General features: G+C 68.0%; 13 protein-coding genes. 4 read left to right on the forward strand and 9 right to left on the reverse strand.

Annotated elements, in window-relative coordinates:
- Nucleotides 1–2: 2 nt before the first annotated feature.
- A complete protein-coding gene (gene uvrA / locus AC6CR5_RS25400; protein WP_054448199.1) occupies nt 3–5,762 on the reverse strand; it encodes an excinuclease ABC subunit UvrA in 5,760 nt (1,919 codons plus the stop codon).
- 238 nt (nt 5,763–6,000) lie between these two features.
- Here uvrA and AC6CR5_RS25405 point away from each other — a divergent pair, with 238 nt between their 5' ends.
- Genes AC6CR5_RS25405 through AC6CR5_RS25415 form a run of 3 tightly spaced genes read left to right on the forward strand, consistent with a single transcriptional unit; the run spans nt 6,001 to nt 8,377 of the window.
- Nucleotides 6,001–6,792: an IclR family transcriptional regulator gene (locus AC6CR5_RS25405; protein WP_150101490.1), complete on the forward strand. Its 792-nt coding sequence runs from the start codon at nt 6,001–6,003 to the stop codon at nt 6,790–6,792.
- 24 nt (nt 6,793–6,816) lie between these two features.
- Nucleotides 6,817–7,461 carry a bifunctional 4-hydroxy-2-oxoglutarate aldolase/2-dehydro-3-deoxy-phosphogluconate aldolase gene (locus AC6CR5_RS25410; protein WP_047992575.1) on the forward strand — a complete coding sequence of 215 codons (645 nt, stop codon included), beginning with the start codon at nt 6,817–6,819 and terminating at the stop codon, nt 7,459–7,461.
- Nucleotides 7,454–8,377 (forward strand): sugar kinase, encoded by a 924-nt coding sequence (locus tag AC6CR5_RS25415; protein WP_047992574.1) that lies wholly within the window; start codon nt 7,454–7,456, stop codon nt 8,375–8,377. The genes AC6CR5_RS25410 and AC6CR5_RS25415 overlap by 8 nt, the downstream gene beginning before the upstream one ends.
- A gap of 125 nt (nt 8,378–8,502) precedes the next feature.
- On the opposite strand, the gene AC6CR5_RS25420 is transcribed toward AC6CR5_RS25415, so the two are convergent.
- Together AC6CR5_RS25420 and AC6CR5_RS25425 are read right to left on the reverse strand one after the other, a co-directional pair.
- Nucleotides 8,503–8,631 carry a hypothetical protein gene (locus AC6CR5_RS25420; RefSeq protein WP_006226408.1) on the reverse strand — a complete coding sequence of 43 codons (129 nt, stop codon included), beginning with the start codon at nt 8,629–8,631 and terminating at the stop codon, nt 8,503–8,505.
- 659 nt (nt 8,632–9,290) lie between these two features.
- Nucleotides 9,291–10,250, reverse strand: coding sequence for a LysR family transcriptional regulator (locus AC6CR5_RS25425; protein ID WP_150101489.1), 960 nt, complete (start codon nt 10,248–10,250; stop codon nt 9,291–9,293).
- A gap of 228 nt (nt 10,251–10,478) precedes the next feature.
- Between AC6CR5_RS25425 and AC6CR5_RS25430 the strand changes: the two genes are divergently transcribed.
- Nucleotides 10,479–11,414: a glycosyltransferase family 2 protein gene (locus AC6CR5_RS25430; RefSeq protein ID WP_006388945.1), complete on the forward strand. Its 936-nt coding sequence runs from the start codon at nt 10,479–10,481 to the stop codon at nt 11,412–11,414.
- A gap of 54 nt (nt 11,415–11,468) precedes the next feature.
- Here AC6CR5_RS25430 and AC6CR5_RS25435 read toward each other — a convergent pair whose 3' ends face one another.
- The 6 genes from AC6CR5_RS25435 to AC6CR5_RS25460 all read right to left on the reverse strand — a co-directional run bounded on the left by AC6CR5_RS25435 (nt 11,469) and on the right by AC6CR5_RS25460 (nt 18,035).
- Nucleotides 11,469–12,212: an ABC transporter ATP-binding protein gene (locus AC6CR5_RS25435; RefSeq protein WP_200220890.1), complete on the reverse strand. Its 744-nt coding sequence runs from the start codon at nt 12,210–12,212 to the stop codon at nt 11,469–11,471.
- Nucleotides 12,212–14,005 (reverse strand): branched-chain amino acid ABC transporter ATP-binding protein/permease, encoded by a 1,794-nt coding sequence (locus tag AC6CR5_RS25440; RefSeq protein WP_054447006.1) that lies wholly within the window; start codon nt 14,003–14,005, stop codon nt 12,212–12,214. Before AC6CR5_RS25440 ends, AC6CR5_RS25435 begins: the two co-directional genes overlap by 1 nt.
- The gene (locus AC6CR5_RS25445; protein ID WP_020925013.1) at nt 14,002–15,042 is read right to left on the reverse strand and encodes a branched-chain amino acid ABC transporter permease; all 1,041 of its coding nucleotides are present in this window, start codon (nt 15,040–15,042) and stop codon (nt 14,002–14,004) included. Before AC6CR5_RS25445 ends, AC6CR5_RS25440 begins: the two co-directional genes overlap by 4 nt.
- 128 nt (nt 15,043–15,170) lie before the next feature.
- Nucleotides 15,171–16,319, reverse strand: a complete 1,149-nt coding sequence (locus AC6CR5_RS25450; protein ID WP_020925012.1) for an ABC transporter substrate-binding protein — start codon at nt 16,317–16,319, stop codon at nt 15,171–15,173.
- A gap of 163 nt (nt 16,320–16,482) precedes the next feature.
- Entirely contained in the window at nt 16,483–17,211 is a 729-nt protein-coding gene (locus AC6CR5_RS25455; RefSeq protein ID WP_238920206.1) for an SDR family NAD(P)-dependent oxidoreductase, read from the reverse strand.
- A 38-nt stretch (nt 17,212–17,249) separates the two neighbouring features.
- Entirely contained in the window at nt 17,250–18,035 is a 786-nt protein-coding gene (locus AC6CR5_RS25460) for a cyclase family protein (protein ID WP_054447005.1), read from the reverse strand.
- Between the last annotated feature and the right edge of the window lie 30 nt (nt 18,036–18,065).

An 18,065-nucleotide genomic window follows, 5' to 3' on the forward strand; every position in this document is an offset into this window, starting at 1 on the left:
CTTTATTGTTGGGCCAGAAACTCCGTCAGCACCCGGCCCGTGTGGGAGTGGTCGCGCAAGGTCATGACGTGTTCCGGCGACCCCTGCGCCACCAGCTTGCCGCCGCCGGTGCCGCCCTCGGGACCCAGGTCCAGCAGCCAGTCGGCTTCGGCGATGACGTCGAGATTATGCTCGATCACCACCACCGTATTGCCGGCTTCCACCAGGCGGTGCAGCACGTGGATCAGCTTTTCCACGTCGGCCATCGACAGGCCCACGGTCGGCTCGTCCAGCACGTACAGCGTGTGCGGGATGCGCGAGGCGCGGCCGGTCTTGATCAGGCCGTCGGTCAGGCGCGCCTTGGACAGCTCGGTCACGAGCTTGATGCGCTGCGCCTCGCCGCCGGATAGCGTCGGCGACGGCTGGCCCAGCGTCAGGTAGCCCAGGCCGACGTCCTGCATCAGTTGCAGCGGGCGATGGATCTTGGGATGGGCGGCGAAGTATTCGATGGCGTCATCGACTTCCATGGCCAGCAGCTCGCCGGCGTTCTTGCCGCGCATCTGCACGCTCAGCGTGTCGCTGTTGAAACGCGCGCCGTTGCAAGCGTCGCACGGCACCTTCACGTCGGGCAGGAAGTTCATTTCGATGGTGCGCATGCCCTGGCCTTCGCAGATCGGGCAGCGGCCGTCGCCGGTGTTGAACGAGAAGCGCGCCGAGGTCCAGCCGCGCATGCGCGCTTCGCGCGTGTCGGCGAACTGCTTGCGCACGTCGTCCCAGAAGCCGACGTAGGTCGCCGGGCACGAACGCGGCGTCTTGCCGATCGGGGTCTGGTCCACTTCCAGCACGCGGTCGATCGCTTCCCAGCCCTTGATGCTTTCGCAGCCGGCCCAGCCGGGCGCCTTGCCCTGCGAGACGGCCTGCATCAGGTTGTCCAGCAGCACTTCGCGCGCCAGCGTCGATTTGCCGGAACCGGACACGCCCGTGACCACGCTCAGGCGGCCGACCGGGATCTTGGCGTCGACGCTGCGCAGGTTGTGCAGGCGCGCGCCCTTGATCTCGATCATGGGCGTGTCGGCCTCGACCGGACGGCGGCCTTGCAGCGGGTGCTGCAGCGGCTTGGCCAGGTAGCGGCCGGTGACGGATTCGGGCGCGTCGATCAGGTCCTGCGCGCTGCCCTGCGCCACCACGCGGCCGCCGCGGATGCCGGCGCCGGGGCCGATGTCGATGATGTGTGAGGCGCGGCGGATGGTGTCGTCGTCATGCTCGACCACCACCAGCGTGTTGCCGTTGCCTTCCAGGCGCGCCAGCGCGTCCAGCAGGATGCGGTTGTCGCGCGGGTGCAGGCCGATGGTGGGCTCGTCCAGCACGTAGCAGACGCCTTGCAGGTTCGAGCCCAGCTGCGCCGCCAGGCGGATGCGCTGCGCCTCGCCGCCCGACAGGGTGGGGGCGGCGCGGTCCAGCGCCAGGTAGTTCAGGCCGACTTCCTGCATGAAGTTCAGGCGGCCGCGGATCTCGGTGAGGATGTCGCGGGCGATCTCGCCTTCGCGGCCGCGCGCCACCAGTCCGGTGAAGAAAGTATGCGCGTCCGACACCGGCAGCGAGGCCAGCTCGGCGATCGACTTGTCGCGCCAGCGCACGGCGCGCGCGACGCGGTTCAGGCGCTGGCCGTCGCACTGTGTGCAGACCTTGGCCTCGCCCTCGTACCAGGCGTTCCAGGCGGTTTCCTCGCCGGTCTGTTCTTCGTCGAAGCCCTGTAGTTGCAGGCCGGTGCCGAAGCAGCCGGTGCACCAGCCATGCTTGGAGTTGTACGAGAACAGGCGCGGATCGGGCTCGGGGAAGCTGGTGCCGCACGAGGGGCAGGCGCGCTTGACCGAGAAGTGCTGCTGCTGCAGTTCGCTGTTCAGCGCCTCGTGCAGCTTGTCCACCGGCCACACCACCGACATCACGCCCTGGCCGTTTTCCAGCGCGCTCTTGACCGCGGCGCGCAGGTCGGCCTCGTTGGCCGGGTCGACCACCACGTCGGCCACGGGCAGTTCGATGGTGTGTTCCTTGTAGCGGTCCAGGCGCGGCCACGGCGCCACCGGGATGAATTCGCCGTCGACCCGCAGGTGCGTGTGGCCCTTGGAGCCGGCCCACTTGGCCAGGTCGGTGTAGTAGCCCTTGCGCGCGGTGACCAGCGGCGCCAGCAGGCCGATGTGCTCGCCCTTGCGCTCGCGTAGCAGGCGCGCCACGATCTGGTCGGTGTTCTGCGGTTCGACCGCGACGTTGCAGTCCGGGCAGTACTGCGTGCCCAGCTTCACGTACAGCAGCCGCAGGAAGTGGTGGATCTCGGTCATCGTGGCCACGGTCGACTTGCGGCCGCCGCGGCTGGTGCGCTGCTCGATGGCCACGGTGGGCGGGATGCCGAAAATGGCGTCCACATCCGGCTTGCCGGCAGGCTGCACGATGGCGCGGGCGTAGGCGTTGAGCGATTCGAGATAGCGGCGCTGGCCTTCGTTGAACAGGATGTCGAAGGCCAGGGTCGACTTGCCCGAGCCGGACACGCCGGTGATCACCGTGAACTTGTCGCGCGGGATCTCGACGCTGACGTTCTTCAGGTTGTGTTCGCGCGCGTTGCGGATCTCGATCGCCATGTTGTCCTGGCGGCGCTTGCGCATGACGGATTGCAGCGGCGTGCCTTCGCCGGCGCCATAGGCGGCAGTGGGCTCGGCGATGCGGGCCGTCAGGCCGGCCTGCTCGGCTTCCTGCGCGTCGATGTCGCTGCTGACCACCACGTCGGCCGGCAGGATGCTGACCTCGTAGTCGCGCAGCGCCGCGCCGGTGTGCGAGGCGGGGTTGGCCATCAGGTCCTGCGGCGTGCCGACGCCGATCACCAGGCCGCCGGCGTCGCCGCCTTCGGGGCCCAGGTCGATCAGCCAGTCGGCCGCGCGGATCACGTCCAGGTTGTGCTCGATGACCAGCAGCGTGTGGCCCGCGGCCAGCAGCTTGCGGAAGGCGCGCATCAGGCGCGCGACGTCATCGAAGTGCAGGCCGGTGGTGGGTTCGTCGAACAGGAACAGGCTGCCCTTCTTGGCGACTTTGGCGGTGGAGATGCCGCTGCGCGCCGCTTCGGCCAGGTGACCGGCCAGCTTCAGGCGCTGCGCCTCGCCGCCCGACAGGGTCGGCACCGGCTGGCCCAGCCGCACGTATTCCAGGCCGACGTCGGCCAGCGGCGCCAGGCCCGTCTGCACGTCGCGCAGGCCCTTGAAGAACTCCAGCGCCTCGCTCACGGTCATTTCCAGCACCTCGTCGATCGAGGCGCTCTTGCCCAGGTGCTCGACGCGCACTTCCAGCACTTCGGGGCGGAAGCGCTTGCCGTCGCAATCGGGGCAGCGCAGGTAGACGTCGGACAGGAACTGCATCTCGACGTGTTCGAAGCCGGTGCCGCCGCAGGTTGGGCAGCGGCCGTCGCCGCCGTTGAAGCTGAAGGTGCCGGCGGTGTAGGCGCGTTCCCGCGCCAGCGGCGCCTGCGCGAACAGCTTGCGGATCGCGTCGAACGCGCCCACGTAACTGGCCGGGTTGGAACGCGCGGTCTTGCCGATCGGGGTCTGGTCGACCATGACGACGTCGGCGATCTGCTCGGCGCCCAGCAGGCGCTCGAAGGCGCCCGGCGCTTCCGACGGCTTGCCCTTCTGCTTGAGCAGGGCGGGGAACAGCACATCCTGCACCAGCGTCGACTTGCCCGAGCCGGACACGCCGGTCACGCACACCAGCCGGCCCAGCGGCAGCTCGACCGAGACATTCTTCAGGTTGTGCGCGCTGACGCCTTCGAGCAGCAGGCGCGGCGTGTTGGCCGCCACCGGCATGGGGCGCGGCGCTTCGACGCGCTGGCGTCCGCCGAGATAGTCCCCGGTCAGCGTGCGGGCCGCGCGCAACTGCGCCGGCGTGCCGTCGAACACGATCTGCCCGCCGCGTTCGCCGGGGCCGGGGCCGATGTCGATGATGCGGTCGGCGGCCACCATGACCTGCGGGTCGTGCTCCACCACCACCAGCGTATTGCCGGCGTTGCGCAGCCGGTGCATGACCTCGACCACGCGGTGCATGTCGCGCGGGTGCAGGCCGATGGACGGCTCGTCCAGCACGAACAGCGTGTTCACCAGCGAGGTGCCGAGCGCCGTGGTCAGATTGATGCGCTGCACTTCGCCGCCGGACAGCGTGCGGCTCTGGCGGTCCAGCGTCAGGTAGCCCAGGCCGACGTCGCACAGGAATTTCAGGCGCGCGCGCACCTCCGTCATGAGCAGGTCGGTGGCGGCGTCCAGCGCGCCTTCGAACGACAGCTTGTCGAAGAACGCGCGCACCCGTTCGATGGGCAGCAGCATCACGTCATGGATCGACAGGCCGTCCAGGTTGTCGAGCTGCTCGCGGCTCCAGTTGGCGCCGACCGGCATGAAGCGCTTGTAGCGGCCGTCTTCCGGCGGCAGCACGCTGTCGGCCTCGGCCTTGGTGCCCAGGCGCCACAGCAGCGCATCGGGCTTGAGGCGCGCGCCGTTGCAGGTGGGGCAGGGGGTGTAGCTGCGGTACTTGGACAGCAGCACGCGCACGTGCATCTTGTACGACTTGGTCTCGAGCCAATCGAAGAAACGCTGCACGCCGTACCACTGGTGCTTCCAGGCGTCATTGCCGCCCTTCCAGTCGGGCGTGCCGTACAGCACCCAGCGCTTGTGCTCCTCGCTCATGCTCTTCCACGGCACGCCCAGCGGGATGCCGGCGCGCGGCGCGTACTTCTGCAGATCGTCCTGGCATTCCTTGTACGAGGGCGTGGTCCAGGGCTTGATGGCGCCTTCCAGCAGGGTCTTGTTCTCGTCGGGGATGACCAGGCCGAAGTCGATGCCGATCACGCGGCCGAAGCCGCGGCAGGCCTCGCAGGCGCCCAGCGGCGAGTTGAACGAGAAGCTGCTGGGCAGCGGGTCGGTGTATTCGATGTTGCAGTCGGCGCAGTGCAGGCGGTCGCTGTACTTCCAGATGTGCGCGTCGGCGCCCTCGGCGTCCATGACGTACACGGCCAGGTGGCCGGCGCCCATGCGCAATGCCGTATCCAGCGCTTCCATCACGCGTTCGCGTTCGGTGCCGGCGAAGCGGAAGCGATCCTGGATGACGTGCAGGATGCGGCGTTCCTCGGTGGCGGCCTTGGCCTTGCCCTTTTCCTTCTTGGCGCCCTTGGCCGGCGCGGTGGCGTTCGGCACGGCGGTTTCCTCGGCGTGCACGCGGGTATAGCCCTGCTGTTCGAGGAAGCCGCGCACTTCGTCTTCGGTGAAGTTGGCCGGCACGGCGATGGGGAAGGTCACCACCAGCCGCGGATCGCCGGCCGCGGCCGAGCGTTCGGCCAGCGAGCGGTGGATCGATTCCGGCGTGTCACGCTGCACCACCTTGCCACAGCCGCGGCAGTGCAGGCGCGCGCCGCGCGCGAACAGCAGCTTGATGTGGTCATTGAGCTCGGTCATCGTGCCGACCGTGCTGCGCGAACTGCGCACCGGGTTGGTCTGGTCGATGGCGATGGCAGGCAGGATGCCTTCGATGCGATCCACCTGCGGCTTGTCCATGCGGTCCAGGAACTGGCGCGCATAGGGCGAGAAGGTTTCCACGTAGCGGCGCTGGCCCTCGGCGTAGAGGGTGTCGAAGGCCAGCGAACTTTTGCCGGACCCCGACACGCCGGTCACGACCACCAGTTCGCCGGTGGCGATGGTCAGGTCCAGGTTCTTGAGATTGTTCTGGCGGGCGCCAACGATGCGAATTTGGGAGCTCATGGACGGTATCGTAGCCTGAGGGAGGAGGCGATCCCGGACGGCGGCCTGTGGCTGGTTCCGGGCGCGGCGATGTGGAATAATTGCCTATATCGTGAGGCATGTGTCCACATTGTGGGCAATCATGCGCTCCGCTGCTGTACAAATAAACAGTATCGCAGATTCGTCTGAAATTGGCGCGATTTGCTTCGAGCGGCCCGCATTCTGCGCGGGCATTGTTAACGCTGAGCATCTTCCCGAGATGGGGGTGGTGGTGTCGGAATCCAAGGTGGCGGGCGCCGCGGCGTTCGCCAAATTCATGACGGTGCTGCAGGCGGTGGCGGACGCGCACAGTCCGCCCACGGCGGCGGCGCTGGCGCGCGGCTGCGGTTATCCGCGGCCCACGGTCTACCGCATCGTGGCGGCGCTGGCCGAGCAGGGCATGGTGGCCGAGACCGACGGCGTTTACCGCCTCGGCCCCCGCCTGCTGTCGCTGGCCAGCCGCGCCTGGTCGCAGTTCGACCTGCGCGCCACGCTGGCGGCCGACCTGCGGGCGCTGCGCGACGCCACCGGCGAAACCGTGCACCTGGCGGTGCCGGCCGGCACGGAAATGGTCTATATCGACAAGCTCGAAAGCCCCGGCCCGGTGCGCATGGCCTCGCGCGTGGGCGCGGCGGTGGCGCTGCATTCCAGCGCGGTGGGCAAGGCCTATCTGGCGGCGCTGGGCGACGCCGCGCGCGAACCCCTGCTGCGCGATCTGCCCTTGGAATCGCGCATGCCCGGCACGCTGGCGAGCCTGCCCGCATTGCGCGCGGCGCTGGCCGAAACGGCGGCGCGCGGCTACGCCATGGACAACGAGGAAAACGAGCCCGGCATCGTCTGCTATGGCGTGGCGCTGCGCGATGCCGCGGGCCACCCGGTGGCCTGCGTCAGCATCAGCACCTTGCTGTTCCGGCGCCGCGACGATCCGCAGTCCGCCTATATCGAACCCCTGCTGCGGCTGCGTGATGCGGCCACGGCCAAACTTGCCGTGCTGCCGTGCGGCGGCGCCTGAACGATCCGCCCCGAAAGGAATGCCATGACCGCTGCTCCCCTTGCCTCGAAACTCGACGCCTTGCTCGCCGCGCGGGTGGTGCCTGTGCTGCGCTACCAGGACGCCGCCACCGCGGCCTATGCCGCCGAGGTGGCCGTGGCCGCCGGCTGCACCACCCTCGAACTGACCTGGACCATTCCCGGCGTGACCGATCTGGTGCGCGCGCTGCGCGACAAGCATGGCCCCGCGCTGCTGCTGGGGGTGGGCACGGTGCTGGATGAAACCCAGGCGCGCGAGGCGCTGGTGGCCGGCGCCGATTTCCTGGTGTCGCCGGCCCTGGCCAGCGAGATCGTCGACCTGGCGCACGCCGCCGACGCCCTGTGCCTGTTGGGCGCCTTCACGCCCACCGAAGTGCTGGCCGCGCGCCGCGCCGGCGTCGACGTGGTCAAGGTGTTCCCCGCCGACACGGGCGGCCCCAAGCACCTGGCGGCGTTGAAGTCGGTCTACCCGGACACCGTGTTCTGCCCCACCGGCGGCGTCACCGCCGAGAACATGGCTTCCTATTTCGCCGCTGGCGCCGGCCTGGTCGGCATCGGCAGCAACCTTTACGACAAGGCCGCCTTCGCCGCGCGCGACACCGCCGCGCTGGTGGCCCAGATCACCCGCACCCGCGAGGCCGCCCATGGCTGATTTCGACATCGTCGCGCTGGGCGAGCCGCTGGTCGAACTGAACCAGACCAGCCAGGACCAGCGCCAATACCTGCAAGGCTTCGGCGGCGACACCTCCAACGCCGTCATCGCCGCGGCCCGCCAGGGCGCGCGCTGCGCCTACCTGACCCGCGTGGGCGACGACGCCTTCGGCGCGCAGTTCCTGGCGCTGTGGCGCGACGAGGGCGTGGACACCTCGGGCGTCGAGGTCGACGCCAATGCGCACACCGGCCTGTACTTCGTGCAGCACGGCCCCGACGGCCACGCCTTCAGCTACCTGCGACGTGGCTCGGCCGCCAGCCTCATGACTCCCGCCAGCCTCGACGGCGGCCTGATCGAACGCGCCCGCTTCCTGCACGTCTCCGGCATCAGCCTGGCGATCAGCACCAGCGCCTGCGACACGGTCTTCGCCGCCATCGCCCGCGCCCGCGCCGCCGGCGTGCAGGTCAGCCTGGATTCGAACCTGCGGCTGCGCCTGTGGCCGCTGGACCGGGCCCGCGCCGTACTGCGCGAGGCGCTGCGCCACGCAGACCTGTTCCTGCCGAGCATGGACGACATGCAGCACCTGACCGGCAACGACGACCCCGAGCGCACCCTCGACTGGATCCGCGACGCCGGCGCGACCGGCGTGGTGGTGCTGAAACTGGGCAAGGACGGCTCCATCATCGACGACGGCAAGACCCGCACGCCGGTCGCGGCATTGCGCGTGGATGCGGTGGACGCCACCGGCGCCGGCGACTGCTTCGCCGGCAGCCTGCTGGCGCGCCGCTGCCAGGGCGACGGCTGGGCCGACGCGGTGCGCTACGCCAACGTGGCGGCGGCGCTGTCGACGCTGGGCTACGGCGCCGTCGACCCCCTGCCGCGGGCGGAGCAGGTGCTGGCCAAGCTGCGGACCTGAGGCAGGGGGCGTCCCGACAGCCGGCCCCAACCGCCGGCCCAAACAAAAATCCCCGCCGGTTCGCACCAGCGGGGATTTTTTCGATCAGGCGGCACGCCAGGAACCTGGCGCGGCCCGCGTGTCATTTAGACGCGCTTGATCTTTTCCAGCATCTTGAACACACCCTTGGGCGACTTGACGAACAAGCGCTTGAAGGCCTTGCCCAGGCAACGGCGTTCCAGGGTGTTGCGACGCACGCGTTTGCGTTCAGCCATGTTGATTCTCCTGTTGAATTTGCGGAAATCGAATTAGCGGATCGAAATCCGCCTTCAAGCTTGGCTTGCCGGCGTCTTCGATCCGACCGCACAACCGGAAATCGGGCTGGCGGGGAAATTGGGTAACTCGGCATTCTAGCCTGAAAGTGGCGAGGGTGCCAATTTTGGGGGCTTGTCTGGAGACCCGAGAGCGTCTAAAAAATGGGGACGCATTTTGGCTCGGTAGGTCGCCTTTCGGCCGGATTCGTGTGCAGGACATGCATCGACAAGGCAGCTAGTTGGTCCCTTCGCACAGGCGAGAGCGCCATCACCCCGACGCCAGACACCGCGTAAGCCTCAAAAGGCCGCCCGCGCGGCCGGTTTGAGGCGGGCCCCGCAAGATCCTCCGCTCCACTCCTGATAGTCACCTGCACGTCAAGCAAGCCGACCGCCCCAACGCCCGACGCTAAGTCTCATCGTGAGCGCGTGGCGGGATCGGCGGGGGATGGCGGGGCGTGTAGATGCGCCCGACGGAATCTGAAGGGAAGGCCGAAGGCCTGGACGAAGATGAGGAAGGGGTAGTCCGGAGCGAAGGCTCCGGACCGCAATCGTAGCCCCGCCATCCCCCGCCGATCCCGCCACGCGCGGCTCAAGAACCCCGCATCGCCCAAAAATAAAGACTATTCAGCCGGCCCCAACTTAGGCCGAATGAAATCCATGAACGCCCGCGTCTTGGCCGGCTGAATACTCGACGGATACACCACGTAGATCGAAATGGGATCCACCGACCACCCGGGCAACACCCGCCGCAGCGAATTGCGCTTGATGATCGGATCCAGCGCCTGGCAGTGCGGCATGCGCGTGATCGCCAGATCCAGCCCCGCGAAAGTCCCCGCGATGCTCATGTTGTTCGCGGCCAGATGGCCGCTCACCGGCACCTGCTCGGTCACCTTGCCGTTGTGCAGCGTCCAATAGGAATGGGCGTCGTCGATGGTGGTGCGCAGGCACTGGTGCTGCATCAGGTCGCTCGGCGTTTTGGGCTCGCCAAAGCGCTCCAGATAGCGGTCCGATGCATACAGGTAATTGTCCAGCGACACCAGCTCCTGCACCACCGCGCCATCGCTGCGCGGCGCCGGCGCGACGCCATTGCCGTTGTCCGCGGCGGCCGAAGGATAGTCGCCGTCGCGCCCGAAGCGCAGCACGATGTCGAACGGCGTACCCTGCGCGTCCGATGCCGTCATCATGCTCAGGTCGAACTCGCACTCCACCTCCGGATAGCGGTCGGTGAAATCCTTGATCGTCTCCGGCAGCAGCCAGATCGCCAGGCTATAGGGCATCGACACCCGCAGATTGCCGGACGGGCCGCCCGACAACGCCTGCAATTGCTCGTGCGCCAGGCGCGCCTCGTCGATCAGGCCCTGGCAGCGGCTCATGTAGGCCGCGCCCGCCTCGGTCAGGTCCAGTCGGCGGGTATTGCGGTTGATCAGGCGCAGCCCGATCGCCCGTTCCAGCTCGTTGATACGGCGTGACAACGTCGATGTGGGCATGTTCAGGGCCCGGGCGGCCAGGCTGAAGCTCTTGCGCTTGGCAACCTCTACGAACAAGGCGATGTCATTGAGCTGGACGGTCGAAGCTTCCATAGGCGTTCCGGTGTGGGCCGCCCGAGTTTACGCCACTCCGGCCAGGTGCCCAACGGCAGGAGCGGAAGCTAGGAAGCGTCTGGAAATCCGCACATTGTCAGATTTGATTGCAAATTTGCATGCCATGGCATCAGTTGGCACAGGCATATCCCCTAAACTTCAGGCGAAAACAACACACAGACCAAGACCGCAGCGGTTTGCCGGAAATCGCAAAGGGGCACAGTTCGCATGACCGCTACGCCGACGTTCTTCACCGTCCTCACCCCCACTTACAACCGGGCGGGCACGCTGCATCGGGTGTATGAATCGCTTTCCCGCCAGACCTACCGGGATTTCGAGTGGGTGATCGTGGACGACGGTTCCACCGACAACACCCACGAAGCCGTGCTCGACTGGCAGCAGCGCGCCGCCTTCCCCATCCGTTATGTCTGGCAGAACAACCAGCACAAGAAAACCGCCTTCAATCGCGGCGTTCGCGAGGCGCGCGGGGAACTGGTCGTGGCGCTGGACAGCGACGATGAAATGCCTCCCGAGGCGCTGGCCACGTTCAAGGCCGCCTGGGACGCCATTCCGCCGGCGCGGCGCGATTCGTACGTGGCCATCACCGGCCTGTGCGCGCGGCCGGACGGCAGCATCGTCGGCGACCGCTATCCGCAGGACGTGTTCGACAGCACTGCGGTCGACGTGTATTTCCGCTATCGCATCAAGGGTGAGAAGTTCGGCTGTATGCGCACCGACATCCTGCGCAAGTTTCCGTTCCCCGAAGACGTGGCCGGGTTCGTGCCCGAGAGCCTGGTGTGGTGGGCGATCGCGCGGGCCGGCTATCTCAGCCGCTTCATCAACCAGGTCGTGCGCACTTACCACGACACCCCGGGCGGGCTCAGCCAGGGGGCGGTCTCGGTGCACAACAACGCCCAGGGCCTGTACCTGCTGGCCTGGGACATGCTGCAGCACCACCTGGAATTCTTCCGCTTCCGGCCACGCGAATTCATCATGGCCGCCGCGCGCTACACGCGCTTCCGGCTGCACCTGAAGCACTCGGGCGTGCCGACGGCGTTGCAGGCCTACCGCCTGACAAACCCGTGGGCGCGGTTGATGGTGGGCGTGATGTGGCCGCTGGGCTATGCACTGTACCGCCGCGACCGGCGGCGCGGCGTTGCCTGAGCACCCGGGAAATGCCGGCGCGGGGCGGTCCCGCGTCCGTCCGCTTGGCCGCGGCTACGCCGACGCCGCCGTGGCGTGCCCCAACCCCAGGTACACCTCGACCACGCGCGGGTCCTCCGCCACCTGCGCGGCCGGGCCTTCCAGGGTGACCGCGCCGGTCTCCAGCACGTAAGCGTAATCGGCCACCTGCAGCGCGGCGCGCGCGTTCTGTTCGATCAGCAGGATCGACACGCCCATGCCGCGCAACTGCTCGACGATGCGGAACACCTCGCGCACAATGCGCGGCGCCAGGCCCAGGCTGGGCTCGTCCAGCATCAGCAGGCGCGGCTTGGCCATCAGCGCGCGGCCCACCGCCAGCATCTGGCGTTCGCCGCCGGACAGCGTGCCCGACAGTTGCGCCCGGCGTTCGCGCAGGCGCGGGAACAGGTCGTAGACCTCGGCCAGCGTCTGGTCCTGGTCGCGCAGGCCGCGGCGGAAGCGGTCGAAGCCGCCCAGCATCAGGTTGTCTTCCACCGACATCTCGGCGAACAGCTCGCGTTTTTCCGGCACCAGGTTCATGCCGGCCGCCACCATTTCCTCGATCTCGGCGTGTTCCTGGCGCTTGCCGCCGAACACGATCTCGCCGCGCGAGGGCAGCACGCCCATGATGGCCGACAGCAGCGTGGTCTTGCCGGCGCCGTTGGGGCCGATCACGGTCACGATCTTGCCTTCGTCCACCGACAGGCTGACGCCCGAGACGGCCTCGACCTTGTCGTAGGCCACGCGCAGGTCGCGCACTTCCAGCAGTTTCGCGCTCATCATTCCACTCCGCCCAGATAGGCTTCCAGCACCGCGGGGTTGTGCTGGATCTCCGCCGGCAGGCCCTCGGCGATCTTTTCGCCGAAGTCCATCACCACCACGCGATCCACCAGGCCCATCACGAAATCCATGTCGTGTTCCACCAGCAGGATCGCCATGCCCTCGGCGCGCAGCTTTTTCAGCAGCTCGGCCAGTTCGCATTTTTCCTGGTAGCGCAGGCCGGCGGCCGGTTCGTCCAGCAGCAGAATGCAGGGATCCGACGCCAGCGCCCGCGCGATCTCCAGGATGCGCTGCTGGCCCAGCGCCAGCGAGCCGGCCTCGTCGTGCAGGTGTTTGCCCAGGCCGACGCGCTCGACCTGGCGCGCGGCCTCGGCCAGCAGGCGGGCCTCCTCGGCGCGGTCCAGGCGCCAGGCCGCCGGCAGCACGCCGCGATGGCCGCGCAGGTGGGCGCCGATGGCGACGTTCTCCAGCACGCTCATGCGGCCCAGCAGCCGCACGTGCTGGAAGGTGCGCGACAGGCCCAGGCGGGCGATGCGGCGCGCGCCGGCGCCGGCCACTGGCTGGCCCAGCAGCGTGACCTGGCCCGATGTGGGTGTGTCCACGCCCGAGATCTGGTTGAACATGGTGCTCTTGCCGGCGCCGTTGGGGCCGATCAGCGCCAGGATCTCGCCGGCGCGGATCTCCAGGTTCATGGCGTTGTTGGCGACCAGGCCGCCGAACTTGCGGGTCACGTCGACCGCCTTCAGCACCACCTCGCCGCGCGGCGGCATGGGCTTGCGCGGCAGCGGCTCGGCCTGGCTGTCGATCTGGCGCTGGCGCCTGCGCACCGGCACGCAGCGCGCCAGCACCGGCCACAGGCCGCCGCGGAAGCGGTGCAGCAGCAGCACCATGCCGAAGCCGAACACGATCACCTCGAAGTTGCCGGTCTGGCCCAGCAGCTTGGGCAGCCAGTCCTGCAGCCACTGCTTGAGCACCGTGAACACGCCGGCCCCGACCAGCGCGCCCCACACCTGGCCGGCGCCGCCGATGACGGTCATGAACAGGTACTCGATGCCCATCTGCAGGCCGAACGGATTCGGATTGACGAAGCGCTGCATGTGCGCGTACAGCCAGCCCGAGGCGCAGGCCTGCAGCGCGGCGATGATGAAGATCACCATGCGCGAGCGCGCCGTGTCCACGCCCATCGATTCGGCCATGACGCGGCCGCCCTTGAGGGCGCGGATGGCGCGGCCCTCGCGCGAGTCGAGCAGGTTGCTGGTCGACCACATGGCCACCAGCAGGAAGGCCCAGATCAGGTAGTAGATCTCATCGCCCTGCGTCAGCGACCAGCCGAACAGGTTGATGGCGGGCACGTCCGGGATGCCGGTGTGGCCGCCCAGGCCCTCGACCGAGCCGAAGGCGAAGTACAGCGACAGGCCCCAGGCGATGGTGCCCAGCGGCAGGAAGTGGCCGGACAGCTTGAGCGTGATGGCGCCCAGCAGGTAGGCCACCACCAGGGTCAGCAGCAGGCCTGCCAGCAGCGTCAGCCAGGGCGAGGCGCCCAACCACGCCAGCCAGGCGGGCAGGGCGTCGGCGCGGGTGGTGAGCAACGCGGTGGTGTAGGCGCCGACGCCGACGAAGGCCGCCTGGCCGAAGCTGGTCAGGCCGCCCACGCCGGTCAGCAGCACCAGCCCCAGCGCCACCATGGCATACAGGCCGATGTAGTTCAGCAGGGTGACGTAGAACGGCGGCAACGCCAGCGGCGCGGCCGCCAGCAGCGCCAGGAACACGAGGACGAGGTGGCGCGGGGTCATTCTTCTTCTTCCTCGACGTGGTGGCTTTTCAGGGAGCGCCAGAGCAGCACGGGGATGATCAGCGTGAAGACGATGATCTCCTTGTAGGCGCTGGCCCAGAACGAGGAGAAGGCCTCGATCAGGCCGACCAGCACGGCGCCGGCGGCGGCCAGCGGGTAGCTCACCAGGCCGCCGATGATGGCGCCGACGAAGCCCTTCAGGCTGACCATGAAGCCGGAATCGAAATACATGGTGGTGATGGGCGCGATCAGGATGCCCGAGACGGTGCCGATCAGCGCCGCCAGGAAAAACGTGGCCTTGCCGGCGAACACCGGCGAAATGCCCATCAGGCGCGCGCCGAGCCGGTTGAAGGCGGCCGCGCGCAAGGCCTTGCCGTACATCGAGCGCTCGAAGAACTGGTACAGCACCACGATCAGCAGCGCCGACACGGCCACCACCCACAGCGCCTGGCTGTTGACGTTGACCGGGCCCAGCGCCAGGCTGGCGTCGCTGAACGGCGCGGTGCGCGCGCCCTCGGCGCCGAAGGCCAGCAGGCCCAGGCCGACCAGCGCCAGGTGTACGGCGATCGACACGATCAGCAGCACCAGCGTCGAGGCCGAGGCGATCGGCTGGTAGAACAGGCGGTACAGCTGCGGGCCCATCGGCACCACCAGCAGCAGCGTCAGCAGCGCCTGCACGGCCATCGGCAGCTGCGCCAGCGGCAGGCGGTAGAACAGCGCGGCCAGCAGCAGCGGATACGCCACCTTGGCGATGATGCGCCACAGCGGCGCGCGGCGTCCCGGCCGCCTGGCGCGCGCCATCAGGTCGGCCACGGCCTCGGCCAGCGCGAACGCCAGCAGCAGCCACACCAGCAGCACCGGCTTGCCGGCCTGCAGCGCGGCCATGGTGAGCGCGCCGAAGGCGACGAACTCGCCCTGGGGGATGAACAGCACGCGGGTAACGGTAAAGACCAGCAGGATGGACAAGGCCAGCAGCGCGTAAATGGCGCCGTTGGTGATGCCATCCTGCCCGAGTATCAGGGCGATCTGAGCATTCATCGGTACTTCCGGATAACGGACAAATATCACCCCCCGAAGCGCTGCGCGCCTCCCCCCAGGGGGCATGCCTGCGGACCGGCAAAGCCGGCGCCGCGGCATCTCGATGGGGCTGCGTTCAAGAGGAGGCTTTACTTCACTAGCGTCCAGTTTCCGTCTTTGACGGTGATGAGTTCGCGGCCGCGGTCGTCGAAGCCGCTGTGGTCGGCGGCGCTCATGTTGTAGACGCCCTGGGTGCCGACCAGCTCGCGGGTCTGTTCCAGCGCGTCGCGCAGCGCGCTGCGGAACTCCTTGGTGCCCGGCTTGCCGGCCTTTTCGGCCAGCGGAATGGCCTTCTCCAGCAGCAGGCCGGCGTCGTAGACGTTGGCGCCGAAGGTGGCGGGCTTGGAGCCGTTGAGCTTTTCGTAGGCGGCGATGTAGTCGCTGGCGACCTTCTTGGACGGGTTGCTGTCGGGCATTTCCGGCAGCACCAGCATCAGGCTGGCGGCCAGCACGGTGCCTTCGACCTTCTTGCCGCCGAGCTTGAGGAAGTCGGGCAGCGCGGCGCCGTGGGTCTGGTAGAACTTGCCCTTGTAGCCCTGGTCGAACAGCGTCGCCTGCGGCAGCACGCTGGCGGCGCCGGGGGCGGCCACCAGCACGGCGTCGGGCTTGGCCGCCAGGATCTTCAGCGCCTGGCCGGTGACCGAGCTGTCAAAGCGCAGGTAGCGTTCGTTGGCGGTGATCTTGATGCCCTTTTCGGCCGCCAGGCCGGAGAACACCTTGTACCAGTTCTCGCCATACGGATCGTTCAGGCCGATGAAGCCGACCGTCTTGATGCCGCTCTTGGCCATGTGGTCGACCAGCGCGCGGGCGATGATGTCATCGTTCTGGGTGGTCTTGAAGACCCACTTCTTCTGCTCGTTCATCGGCAGCACCACGGCGGCGGTGCCCACCGGCGCCAGCATCGGCACGCCGGCCTCGGCGGCGAACTGGATCACGCCCATGGCGTTGGGCGAGCCCGACGGCCCGATCAGGGCGTCCACGTTCTGTTCGGTGATGAGCTTCTTGAAGGCCGTGACCGAGTTGGTGGAATCGCTGGCGTCGTCCAGCGAGATGTATTCCACGGTCAGGTCGCCGATCTTCTTGGGCAGCAGCGGCACGGTGTTCTTTTGCGGGATGCCGACCAGCGCGGTGGGGCCGGTGGATGAGGTGACCACGCCGACCTTGACCTGGGCCAGGACGGGCAGGGAGACCAGCGTGGCCAGCACGGCGGCGGCCAGGGGGAGTTTCTTCGACAGCATGGCAAAACCTCCGGATAGGGGGCAGAGTGGGTGCGGCTGGAAAACGGAGAAAACGGATACCGCGGAAATTGCTTTTGGTTTCAACTTTCTGGCACTGCACTGTAGACGCGGTCTGCGTGCTTACCTATCCGTCAAAACCCGAAGCGGATGCGTGGGACGCCGGTCAGATGGTGATGGAACTGACGCTGGCGCCGCCGCAGACGAACAGCGTCTGGCCGGTGACGAAGCTGTTGGCGGGGTCGGCGAAGAACATCACCGCCCGCGCCACGTCGTCCGAGCGTCCCAGGCGCTTGACCGGGATGCCGTTGGCAAGCTGCTTTTCGCGTTCGCTGCCGGGTTCGATCACTTCGTAGAACATGTCGGTCTGGATCGGGCCGGGCGCCACCACGTTGACGGTGATGCCAAAGGGGGCCAGTTCCAGCGACCAGGTGCGCGCCATGCCGACCATGCCGGCCTTGGTGGCCGAATAGGCGGTGCGGGTGGGCAGGCCCAGCGCGCCGCGCGAGGACATCATGACGATGCGGCCGAAATGGCGTTCCTGCATGCCGGGCAAGGCCGCCTGCACCAGGCTGATGGCCGCGCCCAGGTGGATCTGGGTCAGGCCGTGCAGTTCCTCCTGGGTCACCTGCGGCAGCAGGTTGGGCCAGATGACGCCGGCGTTGTGGATGACGTGGCTGACCGGAAAGCTAGCCGCGATCTCGGCGCCCGCCTGGGCGGTGGCGTCGGCGTCCAGCAGGTCGACCTGCACGTTGTGCAGGCGCGGGTGGCTGAAGTCGGCGGCGCGGCGCGCCATCGAGATCACCTCGTAGCCCGCGTCGAGCATGCTGCGACAGATTTCGGCGCCGATGCCGGCGCTGCCGCCGGTGACGATGGCGACGTTGGTTTGCGTCATGGTGAATCCCCCTGTGTTCTGTTGTTCTTGGCGGCCGCTCAGGCGCGCGGCGCCAGCGCCAGCACCCGCAGCGGGCTGCCCGAGCCGCTGCGGATCTTGAGCGGCGCCGAGAAGATCACCGCGCCGGTGGGCGGCAACTGGTCCAGGTTGGTCAGGCACTGCAGGCCATAGCGGTTGTTGCCGTGCATGAAGTAATGGCAGGGGTAGGGCGGATTCAGGTGATGGGCCTGGCCGGCGTCGGTGCCTACCGACTCGGTGCCGAAGCCGTGCACGTCGCGTTCCTTGATCAGCCACGGCACCACCTCGGCGTCGGGGCCGGGCGAGTGGGCGCCGTCTTCCCGCATGTTCAGGTATTCGGCCGGCTTGGCGCGCTTGGACCAGTCGGTGCGCATCAGCACCCAGGAACGGGCCGGGATGCGGCCATGCTGTTCCTCCCACTTCTTGACGAAGTCGATGGTCAGCAGGAAGTCCGGGTTGTCGCGCGCTTCGGCCGAACAGTCGATGACGCAGGCGCCGGCGATGAAGGCCTCCACCGGGATGGTGTCGACGGTGTTGTCGGGCTGGTCCTTGCCGGTGACCCAGTGCACCGGCGCGTCGAAGTGGGTGCCGGTGTGCTCGGAGCACGAGAAATTGTTCCAGTACCAGGCCGGGCCGCGCTCGTCATAGCGCGAGATTTCCTCGATGCGGAACGGCCAGGCCTGGCCGAATTCCGGCGGCAGCACGATGGTGGGGAATTCGGGCGTCAGCGTCTCGGTCAGGTCCACCAGGCGGATGCGGCCCGACACCAGTTCGGTCATGAATTGGGCAAGTATGGGTTGGCTCATCTGTTGCTCCTTTGGTTTTCGTGTCGGGGC

The organism is Achromobacter sp. EG18 (genome assembly GCF_059759395.1).

Bases quoted from the DNA above. Each gene is read 5' to 3' on its own strand.
- AC6CR5_RS25410 (WP_047992575.1), top strand. From the start codon at position 6,817: ATGACCGCTGCTCCCCTTGCCTCGAAACTCGACGCCTTGCTCGCCGCG.
- AC6CR5_RS25420 (WP_006226408.1), bottom strand. From the start codon at position 8,631: ATGGCTGAACGCAAACGCGTGCGTCGCAACACCCTGGAACGCCGTTGC.
- AC6CR5_RS25460 (WP_054447005.1), bottom strand. From the start codon at position 18,035: ATGAGCCAACCCATACTTGCCCAATTCATGACCGAACTGGTGTCGGGC.
- AC6CR5_RS25435 (WP_200220890.1), bottom strand. From the start codon at position 12,212: ATGAGCGCGAAACTGCTGGAAGTGCGCGACCTGCGCGTGGCCTACGAC.
- AC6CR5_RS25440 (WP_054447006.1), bottom strand. From the start codon at position 14,005: ATGACCCCGCGCCACCTCGTCCTCGTGTTCCTGGCGCTGCTGGCGGCC.
- AC6CR5_RS25405 (WP_150101490.1), top strand. From the start codon at position 6,001: ATGGGGGTGGTGGTGTCGGAATCCAAGGTGGCGGGCGCCGCGGCGTTC.
- AC6CR5_RS25445 (WP_020925013.1), bottom strand. From the start codon at position 15,042: ATGAATGCTCAGATCGCCCTGATACTCGGGCAGGATGGCATCACCAAC.
- AC6CR5_RS25430 (WP_006388945.1), top strand. From the start codon at position 10,479: ATGACCGCTACGCCGACGTTCTTCACCGTCCTCACCCCCACTTACAAC.
- AC6CR5_RS25455 (WP_238920206.1), bottom strand. From the start codon at position 17,211: ATGACGCAAACCAACGTCGCCATCGTCACCGGCGGCAGCGCCGGCATC.
- uvrA (WP_054448199.1), bottom strand. From the start codon at position 5,762: ATGAGCTCCCAAATTCGCATCGTTGGCGCCCGCCAGAACAATCTCAAG.
- AC6CR5_RS25450 (WP_020925012.1), bottom strand. From the start codon at position 16,319: ATGCTGTCGAAGAAACTCCCCCTGGCCGCCGCCGTGCTGGCCACGCTG.
- AC6CR5_RS25425 (WP_150101489.1), bottom strand. From the start codon at position 10,250: ATGGAAGCTTCGACCGTCCAGCTCAATGACATCGCCTTGTTCGTAGAG.
- AC6CR5_RS25415 (WP_047992574.1), top strand. From the start codon at position 7,454: ATGGCTGATTTCGACATCGTCGCGCTGGGCGAGCCGCTGGTCGAACTG.